This window comes from Edaphobacter acidisoli, assembly GCF_014642855.1.
In the GTDB taxonomy this organism is placed as follows: Bacteria; Acidobacteriota; Terriglobia; order Terriglobales; family Acidobacteriaceae; genus Edaphobacter; species Edaphobacter acidisoli.
Window position 1 is genome coordinate 2115700 of record NZ_BMJB01000001.1, and the last position, 17398, is coordinate 2133097.

12 protein-coding genes are annotated in these 17398 nt (G+C 57.9%); 7 read left to right on the forward strand and 5 right to left on the reverse strand.

Annotated features, from left to right (window positions below):
- Positions 1-28 precede the first annotated feature (28 nt).
- From IEX36_RS08555 to IEX36_RS08570, 4 genes are all read left to right on the forward strand, one after another.
- Positions 29-1369 (forward strand): NfeD family protein, encoded by a 1341-nt coding sequence (locus tag IEX36_RS08555; protein ID WP_229668810.1) that lies wholly within the window; start codon positions 29-31, stop codon positions 1367-1369.
- Between the two features lie 42 nt (positions 1370-1411).
- Positions 1412-2104, forward strand: a complete 693-nt coding sequence (locus tag IEX36_RS08560) for a putative outer membrane beta-barrel protein (protein WP_188758927.1) — start codon at positions 1412-1414, stop codon at positions 2102-2104.
- A 102-nt stretch (positions 2105-2206) separates the two neighbouring features.
- A complete protein-coding gene (gene queA / locus IEX36_RS08565; protein WP_188758928.1) occupies positions 2207-3316 on the forward strand; it encodes a tRNA preQ1(34) S-adenosylmethionine ribosyltransferase-isomerase QueA in 1110 nt (369 codons plus the stop codon).
- A 103-nt stretch (positions 3317-3419) separates the two neighbouring features.
- Positions 3420-4331 carry a sugar phosphate isomerase/epimerase family protein gene (locus IEX36_RS08570; RefSeq protein ID WP_229668811.1) on the forward strand — a complete coding sequence of 304 codons (912 nt, stop codon included), beginning with the start codon at positions 3420-3422 and terminating at the stop codon, positions 4329-4331.
- A gap of 969 nt (positions 4332-5300) precedes the next feature.
- Here IEX36_RS08570 and IEX36_RS08575 read toward each other — a convergent pair.
- The 3 genes from IEX36_RS08575 to IEX36_RS08585 form a co-directional block, all read right to left on the reverse strand.
- Entirely contained in the window at positions 5301-6467 is a 1167-nt protein-coding gene (locus tag IEX36_RS08575) for a GmrSD restriction endonuclease domain-containing protein (protein WP_188758929.1), read from the reverse strand.
- Positions 6464-7666, reverse strand: coding sequence for an adenine-specific methyltransferase EcoRI family protein (locus tag IEX36_RS08580; RefSeq protein ID WP_229668812.1), 1203 nt, complete (start codon positions 7664-7666; stop codon positions 6464-6466). The genes IEX36_RS08575 and IEX36_RS08580 overlap by 4 nt, the downstream gene beginning before the upstream one ends.
- Before the next feature lie 568 nt (positions 7667-8234).
- Positions 8235-9728: a sialate O-acetylesterase gene (locus tag IEX36_RS08585; RefSeq protein ID WP_188758930.1), complete on the reverse strand. Its 1494-nt coding sequence runs from the start codon at positions 9726-9728 to the stop codon at positions 8235-8237.
- 378 nt (positions 9729-10106) lie between these two features.
- Here IEX36_RS08585 and IEX36_RS08590 point away from each other — a divergent pair, with 378 nt between their 5' ends.
- The 3 genes from IEX36_RS08590 (at position 10107) to IEX36_RS08600 (ending at position 12264) form a co-directional block, all read left to right on the forward strand.
- Positions 10107-11366, forward strand: a complete 1260-nt coding sequence (locus IEX36_RS08590) for a multiheme c-type cytochrome (protein WP_188758931.1) — start codon at positions 10107-10109, stop codon at positions 11364-11366.
- A gap of 72 nt (positions 11367-11438) precedes the next feature.
- Complete coding sequence (locus IEX36_RS08595) at positions 11439-11843, forward strand: hypothetical protein (RefSeq protein WP_188758932.1); 405 nt, start codon at positions 11439-11441, stop codon at positions 11841-11843.
- A 1-nt stretch (position 11844) separates the two neighbouring features.
- Positions 11845-12264, forward strand: coding sequence for a hypothetical protein (locus IEX36_RS08600; protein ID WP_229668813.1), 420 nt, complete (start codon positions 11845-11847; stop codon positions 12262-12264).
- A gap of 14 nt (positions 12265-12278) precedes the next feature.
- Here IEX36_RS08600 and IEX36_RS08605 read toward each other — a convergent pair whose 3' ends face one another.
- Positions 12279-13454 carry a tetratricopeptide repeat protein gene (locus IEX36_RS08605; protein WP_188758934.1) on the reverse strand — a complete coding sequence of 392 codons (1176 nt, stop codon included), beginning with the start codon at positions 13452-13454 and terminating at the stop codon, positions 12279-12281.
- A gap of 124 nt (positions 13455-13578) precedes the next feature.
- The gene (locus tag IEX36_RS17770) at positions 13579-17154 is read right to left on the reverse strand and encodes a carboxypeptidase-like regulatory domain-containing protein (RefSeq protein WP_188758935.1); all 3576 of its coding nucleotides are present in this window, start codon (positions 17152-17154) and stop codon (positions 13579-13581) included.
- Positions 17155-17398 lie beyond the last annotated feature (244 nt).

A 17398-nucleotide genomic window follows, 5' to 3' on the forward strand; every position in this document is an offset into this window, starting at 1 on the left:
GCCCCATCTTCGGCGCGAAGCGCCTAAGGTGGGTTCATCTTCGCGGCAGCGAAGATCCAATACTCCGCTGTTCGCAATCTCTCTGATCGTCCTCGCCCTCCTCACCCCACTGTTCGCAAACGCAGCACCCCAGGGCGAAGTCATCAAGCTCACCATCCACGACACCATCCAGCCCATCTCCGCCAGCTATCTCCAGCGCGGACTCGACGAAGCCGCCCGCCGCAACGCCCGCGCCGTCATCGTCTCGCTCGGCACACCCGGCGGCCTGCTCGACTCCACCCGCGTCATGGTGCAGGACATCGAAAACTCCCCGGTCCCCGTCATCGTCTACATCTCCCCCACGGGAGCGCGCGCCGGGTCCGCCGGCTTCTTCATCCTCGAATCCGCCGACATCGCCGCCATGGCTCCCGGCACCAACGCCGGCGCATCCCATCCCATCCTCGAAGGCCAGACGATGGGCCCCATCCTCAAGCAAAAGATCGAGAACGACGCCGCAGCCTTCCTTCGCTCCTTCACCGAGCGCCGCGGCCGCAACGTCACCGCCGCCGAAGACACCGTCCGCAACTCAAAGTCCTACAGCGACACCGAAGCCCTCAACCTCCACCTCATCGACCTCATCTCCCCCAGCGACCAGTCCCTCCTCAACTCGCTCGACAACCGCACCATCCACCGCTTCAACGGCGCCACCGAAACCCTCCACACCGCCAACGCCGCCATCGTCACCATCGAGCCCTCCACCCGCGAGCGCCTCCTCTCGCGCCTCACCAATCCCAACCTCGCCGTCCTGCTGCTCGTCGTCGGCGGCCTGCTCATCTATCTCGAATTCAACGTCCCCGGCACCATCGTCCCCGGCACACTCGGCACACTCTTCGTCCTGCTCGCACTCTTCGGCCTCGACCTGCTCCCCATTCGCCACACCGCCATCCTCTTACTCATCGCCGCCATCGTCCTCATGGTGCTCGAGACCAAATTCGCCAGCCACGGCATCCTCGCTCTCACCGGAACCATCGCCCTCGTCTTCGGCCTGGCCACACTCGTCGATGCGCCCATCCCGCAGCTCCGCGTGCACCTCGCCACAGCGCTAGGCGCAGGCATCGGCTTCGGAGCCATCTCCTTCGGCCTCGCCTACCTCGCCTTCAAGGCCTACCGCAACAAGCACCTCATGGGTCCCGAAGCGCTCATCGGAGGCACAGCCATCACTCGCACCGCACTCGCCCCCACCGGCCAGGTCGAAATCCGCGGCGAGCTCTGGCAAGCCACCCTCCATGGCCTGCCCACCCTGCCCAAAGGCGCCACCGTCACCGTCAAAGGCGTCCACGGCCTCAATCTCACCGTCGAGCCCGCCCCGCCAGACGCCCGCGCAGAGTAAACTAAACAGACACAGTTTTGCCGCAAGGGAGTTCCTGTCTTGATGTTGAATCCGCCCCGCCTGTCGTGTGTCTTCGCCGCCCTGCTTTGTGTCGCCGCAGTCCTGGCTGGACCAACCGCTCAAGCCCAGTACGATTCCCCCACCATCCCCGGCCCCATCTCCGACGCGCTCTCGCACGTCGACATCGGCGTCAGCGGCGTCGGCTCGATCACGCAGTCGTCCACCGGCCCCGTGCAGAACAGCACCCAGCCCGCGGCCAACGTATCCATCGACCCCAGTAAGACCGTCGGCGCGCTCATCACCGTCCGCTACACTTTCAAGCCCCTCGTCGGCTTCGAGTTCAACTACGGCTACTCCCGCTACGACCAGAAATTCACCGGCGTCTCCGGAACTCCAGGCGTCTTCGGTGTGCAGAACAACGCCAAGGAATACACCTTCGGCTACGTCGCCCAGCTTCATCAGTACTTCGGTCTCACGCCCTTCGTCGCTGGCGGCGGCGGCACAACCGCCTTTCGTCCCACCACCAACGGTGGTCAGGGTTTGCTGAGCCAGGGACGCGCCACCTACTATTACGCCGTCGGCGCCAACACCAACCTCGGCTCAAAGCACTTCGGCCTGCGCGCTCAGTTCCGTCAGAAGTTCTACATCGCACCCGACTTCGGCCAGAACTACCTCACCATCCTCAAACACACCAGCACCTTCGAACCCGGCATCGGCTTCTTCATCCACTTCTAGCCGCTGACCCACTTCGCATCTCCAATCCGCCCCTGAACAAAACAGGGGCGGATTTGTTTTCAGCGCAAAGCGCCATCCCCAACAATCGTTAAAATCAACCAAGTGCTCGTCAAAGACTTCCACTTCGATCTCCCCGAAGAACTCATCGCCCAAGCTCCTCCCGCTGTCCGCGGCTCCAGCCGCATGATGCTCCTCGACCGCGCCACCGGCCACTTCCGCGACGACCACTTCCGCAACCTCCCCACCATCCTCCGTCCCGGCGACCTCCTCATCCTCAACGACAGCCGAGTCATCCCCGCGCGCCTCTACGCCACCCGCGCCCGCAGCACGCACACGCAGCCCAACTCGCCCGACCCCACCGGCCGCATCGAAGTCCTCCTCACCCAGCACCTCGGCGCCACCGACTGGTCCGTACTCGTCCGCCCCAGCCGCAAAATCCAGCCCGGCGAACGCCTCCTCTTCCACGCGCCAAATCAAACGCAACCCGTCCTCGAAGCCGAAGTCATCGACGCCACAGACTTCGGCGAACGCACCCTGCGCTTCAATCCAGTCGAAAACTTCCACGCCGTCCTCGACCAGATCGGCCACATGCCGCTCCCGCCCTACATCCATCGAGAAGACCGCGCCGAAGACCGCGACCGCTACCAGACCGTCTATGCCCGAAAAGCGGAGTCACACCAACCCGGCAGCGCCGCCGCGCCCACCGCCGGCCTGCACTTCACGCCCGAGATCCTCGCCCAGCTCCAGCAAAACAGCATCCAGGTCGAATACCTCACCCTCCACGTCGGCCTCGGCACCTTCCAGCCCGTCCGCGTCGACGACCTCGCCGACATCCGCCTCCACTCCGAGCACTACACCCTGCCCGCCGCCACCGCCGAAGCCATCAACCGCGCCCAGCGCGAAGGCCGCCGCATCATCGCCGCCGGCACCACCACCACCCGCACCCTCGAACACTGCGCCCAGCAGGCAGCCGGCCAGCTGCTCGCGCCCCACTCCGGCGAAACCAGCATCTTCCTGAGCCCCGGCTACGAATTCAAGATCATCACCGGCCTGCTCACCAACTTCCACCTCCCCGAATCCACCCTCCTGATGCTCGTCGCGGCCTTCGCCAACCGCGACCACGGCACCGAAGCAGTCCTCGCCGCCTACAACCACGCCGTCCACGAAAAATATCGCTTCTTCTCCTACGGCGACTGCATGCTCCTCCTCTAAACCGCCCCGACTCGATACAGCCCATCTTTCACTATCTTTTCCTTATCATTAGTATTTGTTGTAACCTCGTCCTATCAAAAAAATCTCACCCCCGGAGCGCACGATGCCCATCCATTCCCACATCAACCGTCGCAGTTTCCTCAAGACCGTCAGCGCGGGGGCCATCGCCGCAACCGCCATCGAAGTCCTCGGCACGCCCTCCATCGAAGCCCAGCAGGCATCGTCAACAAAATCCGCGCGCCTCTTCTCCGGCTGCTGCGCCTACACCTACCGCAACGCATTCAAGCAAGGCTTCACGCTTGAAAAGTTCATCGACAAAGCCGTCGACCTCCGTCTCGACGCCATCGACATGACCGTCTACTACATGAAGTCCACCGACCCCGGCTACATCGAAAACCTTCGCTGGCTCGCCTACAAACGCGCCGTCCGATTCTCCGGCGCAGCCTGCGGCACCAGCATGGTCCAGGCCGACCCCGCCAAGCGCGCCGACTCCCTCGTCCAGATCAAAAAGTGGATCGACGTCACCGACCGCCTCGGCGCATCGCATCTCCGCATCTTCGCCGGCCCGCTCCCCAAGGGCAGCTCCCTCACCGACGCCACCACCTGGGTCGTCGAAACCATGAAGGCCGCCGCCGACTACTCCGCCACCAAAGGCATCATGGTCGGCCTCGAAGACCACTACGGCGTCTCCCAGCGCGCCGACGTCTGCCTCGAGATCATGCACCGCGTCAACTCACCCTACGCCGGCATCAACCTCGACATCACCCACTTCGACCCCAAAGCCGGCGACTACTACCAGCAGATCGCCTCCTGCATCCCCTACGCAACCAACACGCACATCCGCACCAAATTCGACGACGGCACCCCCATCGACATGGACCGCGTCTGGAAGATGTTCGCCGACGCCGGCTTCAAGGGCTACATGTCCTACGAAGGCGAAGAGCTCGACACCCCAGGCATCCCGCCCACCATCGCCGAAATCAATCGCCTCTGCAAAAAATACTCCAGCGTCTAAAGCAGCAGCCGTCAGCCCACCACAAAAGCACGTCATCTCGACCGCAGCCGCGCAGCAGTATCGCGCGGCGAAGTGGAGAGACCCCTGTATTCGCTTTTGCTCAGGTGCCCCATCCTTCGCGCTTTGCGAAGGATTGGAAAGTAAAATTCCGGGGTCCCATCGACGGCGCGAAGCGCCTAAGGTGGGTCCATTTTCGCGACAGCGAAAATCCAACACACCACCTCACAGCACCGCCGAATTGATTGCAGACAGCTAATTTCTCGGTGAAGGGCACGACTTCAGCCGTGCCATAAGAGAACCGCCGCGGAGCGGCCCCCACAAACCCACGTCACGGAACGGCAGAGTGGAGAATTACCTCGCTCTTGTCGTTGTTCCTGAGATAGGCCCGGACTTCAGTCCGGGCAACAACCAGCAACAAAAAGCAGGGGGCTTTAGCCCCCGGGATATTCCGAGTGCGGGTGCCCCATAGCCTGCCCTGAGCCTGTCGAAGGGTCTCGCCTCTGAGACCTGGGTTCATTCGCGCATCGCGCGAACCGCTTTCCACCCCCACCCCTGTCATTTCGACCGAAGGCGCACAGCGCCATAGCGGAGAAACCGAGGTCCCCGGCGAACTTGTTCGCTGCTGTGGAAGAAACCCGCTTCTCTACCATCCGACTCGCTGGAAGGGCACACGTTTACGCATGCCAAATAAAACGCCACGCAAAAATCCGCCGCAACTGGAAGGGCACACGTTTACGTGTGCCAATAAAACGCTGCGCCGAAGGCGCTACCGCTCTGCCCTGAGCAAAGCCGAAGGGCCGGAGTGAAGCCCGAAGGGCGTAACGACCCGGTTTCTCGGTGGAAGGGCACGGCTTCAGCCGTGCCATAAGAGAACCGCCGCGAAGCGGCCACCGCTCTGCCGAAGGCTGGAGTGAAGCCCGAAGGGCGTAACGACCACAATTGTCGACTTCCCCCTGTGGCAAGCCCATATTATCGATTACCTTTGGCTCGATTGTGCGTAGTGCAGAGCATCTGGCAGTTGTCAGCCGAGCTTCCTCCGCCCTTGCTCCATGCGGAAACGTGGTCCGCGTCCATTTCCTTGAGCTTATAGATTCTGCTCTTGTTCGCATCGTGCCCCATTGCGCAGAGCGGGCAGTTGGATTCGCCCTTCTCCTCTGCCGCGCTCGTTTGCTTCTCGTAAACCGAGTGCTTCGTGGCATCGTCGAACACGCGTACTTCCAGAAGCCTCAAATCCTGCTGGCCGCCGAGGATGAATTCGAATATCCCGCGTTTTTGCTTGATGTACGGATCGCCGTATAGTCGCTTCACGTCGGCGGACACCGTTTCCGGGTCGTAGGACTGGGAGTGATATTGCTCATAGAACTTGCCCCATTCCAGACCCTGCATCTCTTTTTTGACATCTTTAAAGACCGCTGAAACCCAGTCGATCACGCTGTTGAAGTAATTTTTCAGTTCCGTGATGTTGTTGTCGTTGCGATGCTGGCTCATATAGCCGCCAATGTTGCCTTTGCTCACCCATTCCAGCGCCCGCTCCAGAAAATCCTGCCGATTTGCGCTGCCCTTGATGTACGCGCTCCACTTCTGAATGTTCGCGTTCTGGCTGTTGCTGAACTCAGCTTTCGCAAGCGTCACGAACGGCCCGGAGTAAATGGCGTTCAACAGCTCTTGCGTGTTCAGAGGCACGCCAGCAATGTTGATCGTCTCGAACCACTGCTTAATCTCGGTCTCCGTGCCCTCGCACTCGTAGATCAGCAATTTCGAGTCCCGAATCCTGGCTTGCTGGTCGGTAGGCAGGCTGTCGAAGTTCTTCGGGTTGCCGTTATCCATGATCGCAAACTTGTTGGTAACGAACCTCCCAATACTGGTGATCCGTTGCTGGCCGTCCAGCACTTCGAATTTCCCGTCGCCGACTTTATTGAAGTAGATCAGGCCAAGTGGATACCCCTTGAGCAGCGATTCGATAACCGCCGCCTCTTTCTTGCCACCGCCGTCGGAGTAAATGTAGTTGCGCTGGTACTCCGGCTGGATGGTGAGCTTGCCACCCAGCCCGAACAGCCCTTTGCCCTCCAACTCGTTGTACACAAATCCGGCGCAAATATCGGCGACGGTAATGTCGGTTCTCAACGTGGTCTTCACTTTTTCGTCCTTCCTGTAGACCGGGTGCGGAGACGTTGGCGAATCAGAATGCGCTTGTAAATAACCCGCGGCTGAGGTTCAAGCAGACCAAGCATCCGCATGCCCGGGCTGTAGTGTCCAGTACCTCCACGCGAGCGATATGCGGTGATGAACTCCTGACCAAGGACGCGGACCCCAATGTCAGTCATCATGTTTCCGTCGTCACTGTTTCCGACAATCTCGAACTGGTCGGGGTTGTACTTATCAAGGAAAGAGATAGGGACGCCCATGACGCCGTCATAGTCGCTGGGAATCGCGTCGCTGAACGGCACTTCGATGGCGTCGAAGTTGTAGTATCGGTCGTACTCCGCCTTGCCCTTGATCTCCTTATGCTTGCTGAACCGCAAGTTATCGGCCATGGTCATGCACGCCAACCGCTGATGGCGACGTCCATGGTCCAGGTTTGTGTACCAGCGGACGCCCTTAACGCGGATGTACTTGACACCGTTTTCGTCGACGCGCCAACCGGCCGCGTTCAGCGGGTAATGGGCAGGAACGCGGAACTCGCGGTCGCCGCTGTGGATGGTGACGCCCAGCCATAACTTGTTCTCCTTGATGAGCGGAAAGATCTCTAGGTAAGTTATCGCCTGCACGTTACCGATGATCAGGAACTTCTTCCCGCGCTCGACGAGTTGAGCGACGTACTCCTTAAAGAGAGAAAAGGGCGGGTTGGTGACCACGATGTCCGCCTCTTTCAGAAGCGCGATGCAATCGGCGCCACGGAAGTCCCCACCAGCGTATTTCTCGTCTGCTTTCAAGGCAATCCGGGCGGCCTTGTTGCGCTTGAGAAAGAGCTTCACGTCGTCTATGTTCGCCGCGCCGTCTCCGTCCTCGTCCTTCACATGGTCGAGGATGACGGCCAGCGCCTTGGGCTTCTGGCGCTTGCCATTCCCTTCGTTGTATTCCGGGAACAACGTGCCCTGCCCGGCGATGGGAGAGCCGTCGTAGCTGGTGGTGATGAGCTTTTTGAGGCCGAGCTTGTTGAAGTTGGCAGCGAAGTACTTGAAGAAGTTGCTCTCGAACGGGTCGTCGCAGTTGCAGTAGACGACCTTGCCGCGGAAGGTGTCGGGATCGAACTCCAGGTAGGCCTCGACCTCTTTCTGGATATCGACGTACTGGGTGTAGAACTCGTCCTGCTTGGCCTTCTTCGCGTTAGACAACCCCTGGTTCGAAATACTTGCGACTCGGCTCAGAAGAATATCCTCCAAAGGTGTCAACGTACCTCAAAATACCTTTCCGCTGCGATCGGCCGCATCCATCCGATCATCATGGATACGGACGCTGGTACCGTTCAAGCCATAAACTCGCAAGCGAAGGAAAGGCGAGTCAAGTATATAGCTCCAAAGCTTTAACCGCTCCTGTATTCGCGTTGGTAAGACAAGCCGTTAACCGTCTGCCGTGGCGACGACGTGTACCAACCAAAGACCTGGCCAGGAGCTGTCAAGCCCCTCAACTCGCGCAAATCCCCACAACTCCAACAAAACAACCGCCAAATAAATCTCCGCAAGTTGGCGGTTTAGTTTTGCTCCACCCATTAAAATAGAGACAGATCAGACAAAAGGAAGCCCCGGCACAAACCGGGGCTTTTCTCATTCCAAATCAAGACTTTACCAGGAGCCAAACGCTGTCTCTCCATAAAATCAATACGTTACAGGCAGGCACCCGGCCCAAGTCCAACCTTAACCCAAACCAAATGAAGACTTTGCACCAAAAGTACGGGGGAGGGGGTCAGAACTTCGGCGCCACCTCCGAGGTAAACGTCCCCACCGGAAGCCCCGCCGCGTTGTACAACGACCCCGTCGCCGCATTGTCCCACCCGTACCTCACGTACTTCGGCCACGGCACCGTCGGACTCGAAACCACCACCGACTCCCCCTCAACCCGGGCCGTCGCCCGAAAGAACTGGTGGTTCTCCCCCGCAACCTCGAACGCCGTCAGCGGTCCCCGCGAGTTCAACCCCGCCGCGTCATCAAACCAGACCCGCAACGCCCCCGGCTCATTCGTCACCTCCCGGAACTCGGGCGACCGGAACTCCACCTTCTCCCCGTACACCATCCCCCGCGCCGCCAGCGCCATCCTCGCCCCCACCGTCTGCTTGTCCGCCGGGTGCACGTTCTTCGGGTTCCCCACGTCGATCGTCACCGCCATCGCCGTGTTCCGCAACCCCAGCGCCCGCCGCTGCGCATCCCGCACCACCCCCCAGTGCTCCTCCGGCGAGATGAACGAAGAGATCTGCGCGTAGATAAACGGCAGGTCCCCCTGCCCGAACCGCTCCCGCCAATCCCGGATCAGCGCCGGGAAGAGCTCCCCGTAGTTCAGGTACCGATCCTCCCCACTGTTCGTCTCCCCCTGGTACCACAGGAACCCCCGGATCGAGTAAGGCGTGAGCGGCGCGATCATCGCGTTGTACAGCGCCGCCGGACGCCACGACACCTGGTTCGGATGCCACCCCGGAGCAGGCAGCGGAAGCCCGGCCGCCCGCTTGGCCCGATTGATCTCCTCGATCTCACCCCTCCGCACCTCTTGGTCCCCAAAGAGAGCCCGCGCATGGAACGCCGGCAGCAGGTTGACATCCGTCCCCAGCGTATCCATCGAAACCCACGAGTCCGCCGGCGTCCCTCCCCACGACGAGTCGATCAACCCAACCGGCACATCCTCCTTCTCCGAAATCTCCCTCCCAAAGAAGTAGGCCACCGCCGAGAAGTCCACCGCCGTCTCCGGAGTGCACTCCGTCCACGTCGCCTTCACGTCGCTCTGCGGAAAGTCCGCCGCCACCAGCGGCACCAGCAGCAAGCGAATCCTGGGGTGGCTCGCCCTGGCGATCTCCGCCGCCCCATTCTTCAAAGGAGCACTGTCGAAACCCTTCAGCGGAAACTGCATGTTGCTCTGCCCGGACGCAAGCCACACATCGCCCACGAGGATGTCGTCCCTCGTAACGGTTCCGTCGCCGTCCACAGTCAACGTGTACGGTCCACCAGCAGATACAGGAGTTAACCACGCGCTCCACTCTCCCGCTTCGTCAGCGACAGCCGGTTGCACCTGCTTGTCGAAGTGCACCATCAGGTGCGCACCTGGAGTCGCCCAGCCCCAGATGTGAATGGGAACATTCCGCTGAAGCACAGCATGATTACTCAGTATCTGTGGTAGCCGGATCTCGGCATGCACGGCCGGAGAGAACAGAAGAGCAAGCAACACAGCTTTTGACAAGAATTGAGCAGGCATCAGAACACCGGGCTCCTTAAGGAGGAATTTTGAACACAACTAGCATACCGTCAACTGCCTGAATCGTTTGAGCAAAGGACAATTACACGCTGACTTAAGTCACTTCAGGGACCTAGCCGAATTCATACAATGTGGCTAGCCCATGAGCCCGATAGACGAGGCCATGGCAGTAAACAACACGCGCATCGAGCTAGAGCGATCGCTTCCGCAGTGCTTTTTCTGGTCTCCGAGCTGGCATCGTCGCCACGCTACTCCAGCCACCGACGCACTCCGTGCCTGACAGAGCACCTTAGCCTTATCTGAATCGTTTGAGCGAATGAAATATCTTGCCTGTGCTGCGCTCTAGCACTAGAGTGGTGTGGGAGGCGGTCAGAGGGAGTGCGGCAAATCCGGACAATGATCGTCCTCTGCCTGGCAGCACTGACGGCCACTGCTGCTGCCCTGTTTCTGCCACAAGACGCTAATTCTCCAAAGCGCAGCGAACGGCTCGGCTACGCGGGTGATGCCGCATGCGTCTCCTGCCACCAGAAAGAGAGCGAATCTTACTTTCACACAGCTCACCACTTCACCTCTCGACAGGCCTCACGTGACTCTGTGCTCGGCTCTTTCAAACCTGACGCAAATGTTTTGACGATCATTCCTTCTAACAACCCTGCGGGGCAGCCGGCTCTTCAATTCATCATGACTAAGAAAGATGGCAGCTACTACGAGTCGGCCACGACTGGTTGGAGCGGCAACACGGCGACTCGCACGGAACCGATCGACGTGGTAACGGGCTCAGGTGTACGTGGTACAACTTACCTTTACTGGCAAGGCGATCACCTCTTCGAACTCCCGATCAGCTACTGGACCAACGGCCATCGCTGGATCAATAGTCCGGGCTACGTCGACGGCACCGCGGACTTCTCGCGTCCCATCAATCCTGGCTGTCTTGAGTGCCACGCCAGCTATGTTGAACCACTCTCGCAGGATCCTTCGACAAACGAATACGATCGCGCCAGCCTGGTTACTGGAATTACCTGCGAACGCTGCCACGGGCCCGGCCTTGAACACATCGCACGGCAGAAGGCAGGCGCGGCTGCCGGTGCAAGTCAGGGAATCCTAAATCCCGCTCATTTCTCGCGTGACCGGCAGGTGGATCTCTGCGCTTTGTGCCACAACGGAACACAGCGGCAGTCGTTGGCTCCCGCATTTACATACATTCCCGGACAGCCGCTCAGTCAATACTTCCGCCCGCTCGCCTCGGCCACATCCGACCATCCCGATGTGCATGGGAACCAGGTGGGACTGCTCGAACGCAGCCGCTGCTATCTCGCGTCCAGTAAAATGACTTGCTCGACGTGCCACAACGTTCATGCTCCGGAAAAGCAGGCAGTGGCGTATTCGACACGCTGCCTGACTTGCCACCAATGGCAGAGTTGCCCGGTTTCGAAAAAGCTGGGGCAAGCCATCACGAAAGATTGCATCGACTGTCACATGCCTGTCGAACCGACCAACGTGATCGTCTCAGACACGGCGGACAAAGAAGTGCGGGCAAGGATGCGCAACCATTGGATCAAGGTGTATCCGGAGATATCGGATGCTTACCTTAAGCGAACGCTTGCAGCACATCACCAGCCTGCTGCGAGATCACAATGAATTCAGTTTGAGAACTATGGACGAAGATATTCTGAATCTGCTTCAATCAAAAACAGAAGAATGGAGGCGATCATGCATGGCCCCACTCATCCGACGAAATTGATTGCGACTGCGGCAACTATTCTGCTGCTCGTTACAACTCTAAACGTCACGGCAACCGCGGAAGGAAACGGCGGAGTACAACAGCAGAACCCTATTTATCTTCCTGATCCCGTGCCACGTCCTCCCGACCTGCAAAAGATCTATGAGCAGAACCCGCAGCAGAAAGCGCGCGAGCAGGAGATTGCGCGAATCAAAAATGCTCAGCGGCGGATGCAAATTGCCGAGGACACTGACAAGATTGCAGCTCTCGCCGAGCAGCTTCGGCAAAGCCTCAAGGAGAGCGCGGCGGATAACAATCCGGCCATGAATGCGCAGAAGGTGGCGGAGATACAAAAGCTTGCCAAAGCCATTAAGAATTTGGAGAAACTTCAATAGGATGAGAATGTTTCGTCAAAAGAGAAAGGTGCCAGCCCGAATGAGGGATCCCGCGATCAAAGCCGGCATGACACTGGCATCGATGCTTTTGTTTGTGTTTACAACTTGCGTATGGGCACAAACGAAGCCACAGATACAGCCGTCCACGGTGTCTCAACACGTGTCTGCTCCCGCAAAAACGACTGTGGCAGACAAACAATCAACAACGGCCGCAGCGCAGCTCACACCTGAGCAGGTACAACTCCAGGCGCAGATCGACAAGCTCTACCAACTAGCCCAGGACCTGAAAGCAGCAGTGGCGAAAAGCAACAAAGATACGCTCTCGATCGACGTAATCAAGAAAGCGGATGCGGTTGAAAAGTCGGCAAAGGACCTCAAGGACCAGATGAAGAGCTCGCAACAGACCACAAATAGCCACTGAGCCTAGTCGGGACTTTACTTACTACTTACTGAGGCTTGTTGGGCCTGAGACGACGCTAGCTTGTCATACAGCGTTTGGTTGTTGTCGCGCTTGACGAGCGTACTGGCCTTCTGAAACTCGACCTTTGCCTCATCCTTCTGGCCCATCGCTTGATAGAGTCTGGCTAGTCTCCAATGCGATGTAACATCGCCAGCATCAAGTGCAATTGCCTGCTTGAGCTCGCGTACGGCGTCTTCATTGCGTCCTTCGTTAGCATAGATAGCCCCGAGATCACGATAGACCATTGCCTGCGCATGCCCATCTGCAACGATTTTCTCCAGTACTGGCTTTGCTTTGTCATATTGGTTCGTCTGAACATAGCAATCGCCAAGATATACCCGTGCCTGTGCATGGTTAGGATCGTTCTCAAGCTCTGCCAGAAACTGCTCTGCAGCCTCTGGATAGTGGCTTTGGGTCCAGAGCAGATAGCCGAGGCCGAAGTGTGCATTTGGCTCCTTCGGATTGGACTTCACCGCAGCGCGAAACTGCTCGATTGCTCCCGTACTGTCGCCCTTCTGATCCAGCGCTTCGCCTGCAAGCATGTCTGCTTCAGCAGAATCTGCATTGAGCGCGAGTATCTGTTTATAGACGTCCAGTACGCATTGATATTGCTTGCTCCACATGCAACTGTGCGCAAGCGCCAGTCGCAACGGCAGGCTAGTTCGGTCGTAGTCTGCCGCGCGACGTAGATAGGGAATGGCAACAAGATAGTCACCCATGCCATAGTGGGCCATACCCAGCAGAATGATGATACGTTCATCGCCAGGATGTTCCTTGAGCGCTGCCGTAAAGGGCTGAATTGCACCCTTGAAATCCTGCGCTTTAAATAGAGCTAATCCGAGATTCAGCTCAAGCCCCGGCAGCGCGGGATTCAATGCAAGCGCGCGCCTGTAGCTAGTCACTGCATCAGCGTAGTGGTCCTGACGCGCTTGCACCAACCCGAGATGCGCGAACGCCTCGGCATTCCGCGGTTCACGCTGCGCTACAACACGCCAGGCTGCCTCGGCCTCGGTGTTCTTACCCGCACGCTCAAGCTCAAGCGCTTGCTCCGGCTCACCCTGTTGAGCATAGAGAGAAGAAGCAGGTCCAATAAACAGAGCAGCTGACAGGACCACGAGCGCGCCCGACCAAAGTTTTCCAAACCGGTTCAATCTGTTCTCTACTCCATCTTCTAAGCTACTCGCCGCATATATGCACAACAAGAGCCTGGCACCAATAAAAAACGGCGCGGCAGGATGGGTCTGCCGCGCCTGTGAGTTGGGAGGTCGTCTTGGTTTAGAAGACGAACTTACCGCCGAGTTCCAGGGTTCTTGGGTCAAAGGTGCTGGTGACTTGACCAAAGCTGCCCTTGGCACTTCCATCAGCATTGAAACCCTGGAAACTATCGCCGATATTGTTGAACTCTGTGTGGTTGAAGGTGTTGAACGACTCGAAGCGAAGCTCGAAGTGAGCCCGTTCCGTAATCGCAAAGGATTTATAGACCGAAGTGTCGAAGTTGACGCGACCTGGGCCAACGGCTACGTCTTTGCGGGCATCGCCGAAGCCCTGGGTGAGACTGCCTGCCCATGCCGGCGTAGGCGCTGCAAAGACAGACTGATCAAACCACTGCTTCTGCTTCTTGACGTAGTGGATCTTGCCGACTACATCCGGACGGTTGTTATAGCCACCACCGAGGCCGATCGTGTCATAACCGACACTTAGCTGTGGGCCAAGGTCGCCGAGATTGCCGTTATTCACGATCGTTCCTGACTGGAGAACCGCTGTACCAGCAATTTCCCATCCACCCAATACGGTGTGCGTTAGACCCGGGCTGGCGAAGAAAGGAAGCTTGTAAATATAGTTCAGGCTAAGGATCTGGCGCCGGTCGTATGGGCCTGAGCCTTTGTCATACTTGAGGTTGAACGGGTTGCTGACGTTTTGCAGGTCGCTGTTGGTGAGATCAATCTCGTGCGACCAGGTATAGTCAACTTCACCGCTGAGGTTGTGCCAGTTCTGTGAGCGAACACCTACCTGGAAGCCATTGTAGTTTCCATTGGTGGTGTTCTCTTGCTGGGTAATCTGCCCCCAGCCCTGGAAGGTGCGGTAGTAGTCACCGTTCGCTTGTTCTTGCGCAACGCCGGGTGAGGTTTTGGGGAATGTATTGGTTCCGGAGACGTTGTTTGAGTCACCGTTCCATGCACGGATGGCCATGGGAGTGTTGAGAGAATAGTTGTTGATACGGCGCTCAATATTCTGATGCCATGCGATGTTGCCGACGTACTGGACGACGGCGACAACCGACGGAGCTAATTCTCGCTGGACGCCCAGGCTGAACTGAGCCACCGCAGGCGCAGGATATCTCTTGGCCAGTGTGGTTGCTGACTGAGCGAAGAACGGCTGTGCAGCTGTCTGCCCAGTGATCCAGCTTGTGCTCGGGTTGGTGAGATAAACGTTCGATGCAGATGGATTGTTGAAGAAAGGCGCAGTCGTGGCAGCGTTGTAGATATCGTTGCCCTGCATGCGCTCGTAGAAGGTACCGAAGCCGCCGCGAAGAATCGTCCTTCCGTCTCCGAAGAGATCGTCAGAGAAGCCCACGCGAGGCTGCAGCGTTCCATAATCGTTGGTGACGAGCCCACGAGGCGCGCCGTTTACTCCTGCCAGATAGATGCCATTCAGGTAGTACTGAGCGCCATTGACTGTAGCAAAGCCCGGCCCACTCGGGTCCAGCTGACCGGTATAGACACCGGGAGTCGAACTCGCTATGTAGGCAGGAGCCTGGCTGGAGAGATACAGATTGGGATCGAAGTTAGAGACGTTGTTACCGCGCTCCCATGCATGGGGAAGTGCGTCGTAACGAAGACCCAACTGAAGGCTGAGGCTCTGAGTTACTTTCCAGTTGTCCTCGATATAGGCCGATGGGGTCTCGTTGACGTAGTGACGAATGGGCAGAGCCTGCGCCTGCGAGAAGCTGCTGGAGAGACCGAGCACCATGTCCATGAATGGATCGCCAGAGTATGTGACACCATTGTAGGTTCCGCCGGTTAGATTATTGAACTGATAAGCGCCGCCGGGATTCCCAAAGAGCTGCTGGTTCTTGGTATAGCGGTTGTAGCTGAGACCTAACTTCATGGAATGCTTGCCAAACAAGTAAGAAATATCGATCTTGGGCTCGTAGTCTTGAGCGGCGTTATGCCATGGACCCGATGCTGGATTTTCCTGTGTCCCGCCATATTGGCCGTTCCATTGCATGTTGGGCAGATTTTTTGAAGGATTGTTGAAGAAGCGCCCAGCAGTGAAGCCCGAAGGCTTTTGCGAGTTCGCACTGTTGATAATGTTGATGACGTTGCCGTCGTAGTTGAAGCTGGCCTCAACCAGGAGGTTTGGAGATATGGTTCCGGTGAGCTTGACCGCAGCGCTGTTCGCGGGATTGTTGACGACGCTCGTAATGGTGTTATAGCTTCCGCCAGACCACCCCAACATCGGGCCGCCCTGAGTTTGCGTGACGGAATCATGGATATAGTGACCCAGAATCTGCCATTTATCGGTGACGCGATGATCAATTCGAACAACGTCATCACGAACGGTAAGCGGCGTCGGTGCCGTAGTGAGCACCTGACCGTTGGCGAGGTTCGGTTTGGGAACGACACCGGTAGAGAGGTAGGCTATCGCGTTCGGATCGATGATAGACGCAGGAATTGTGTTATTTGGGAAGGGAGTTCCAGGTACCAAACCCAGTTTTGTCCAGGTTCCGTTGGGTCCGACGAGGGCGGGATCCGTAACAGTGCCCGGAACGAGGATCTTTGAATTGGATGCAAAAGCGGGAGCGACGTACTGCAGTGACTGGCCAGCAACTGGAAAGTCCGCAGCGGGTAACGTGTTATTGGTGCTCGGCGAAGGGGATTGCTTAATCTTGCGCCACTCCTCGTTCCAGAAGAAGAAGGTCTTGGAGCGGTCTCTGTTGTAGACGCCGGGAATCGTAACCGGGCCGCCGAGGTTGAAACCGTAGATGTTGTAGTTCAGTCCGGGACGTGCCGTATTGCTTTGCTTATTGAGGAAGTAGTTCGCGTCATAGACCGTGTTACGGTTGAACTCCCAAAGCTCGCCATGAAACGCCTTCGTGCCTTGTTTGAGTCCGAGGCTGATGGTCGCACCGGACGAAATGCCATAGTCCGGGGGATAGTTACTGGAGAGTACCTCAAACTGGGCGATGGCATCCTGCGAAGGCATACTCGCCATGCCGCCAGCACCGCCGCGATCGTCAGACTCGCCACCGTCGATAAGCCAGATGTTGTGACTCTGGCGCAGTCCGTTGATGCTGAAGTTGAAGCTGCTGCCTCCGGCGCCAGAGGACGGCGTGTTGTTGTCCGGCATCAGGGAGCTCGCTCCAAGGCCAATTGCAGCCAGCGCTGCGAAGTTGCGGTTCTGGGTTGCGATCTGGCTTATCTGCTCAGAACTGATGAGCGTGCTGACGACGTTCGAGTCTGCCTGAACTGTCAGGGCATTCGCCGAAACTTCAACTGTCGTGTTCACACTACCCACGTCCAAGCTGACATCGGAGCGCAGCACTTGAGAGATATTTAATTGCAGGCCATGCTGTATGTAAGCCTGGAAGCCCTTTGCCGTGACCTTCAGATCGTAGGTGCCTAGGTTCAACGCAGGGAAGATATACAGACCAGTCGCGTTGCTCTGTGTCTGTGAGGTGAAGCCTGTTGCGGTCTGGGTAAGGGTTACTTCGGCGCCTGGAATTGCTGCGCCCTGCTTGTCGGTCACTGTGCCGGTGATCTCAGAGTTCTGCTGTGCATAGAGGCCCGCACATGCAAACATCACAAAGACCGCCATAAGTGTGACCACGAACGAAGTTCGTTGTCTCATAAATTTTGCCTCACTGTTGAAGTCGTACAAACTGGTGAAACTGCGTTTCTCTTTACGAAGAAGCCGTTCTTACTGCCCCTTCGGAATACATGAAAAATGCAAAACACCTAAAACTATGCGAATCCGAACTGAGAGTGCACGTCGTGAAGCATCCGAGCAAGAAAGCTTCTCGAACACCATTACAACGTTGGTCTCAACCGTTTCACTAAATCGGTTTAGAAGTACGCAAAGAAAAGTACTCGTG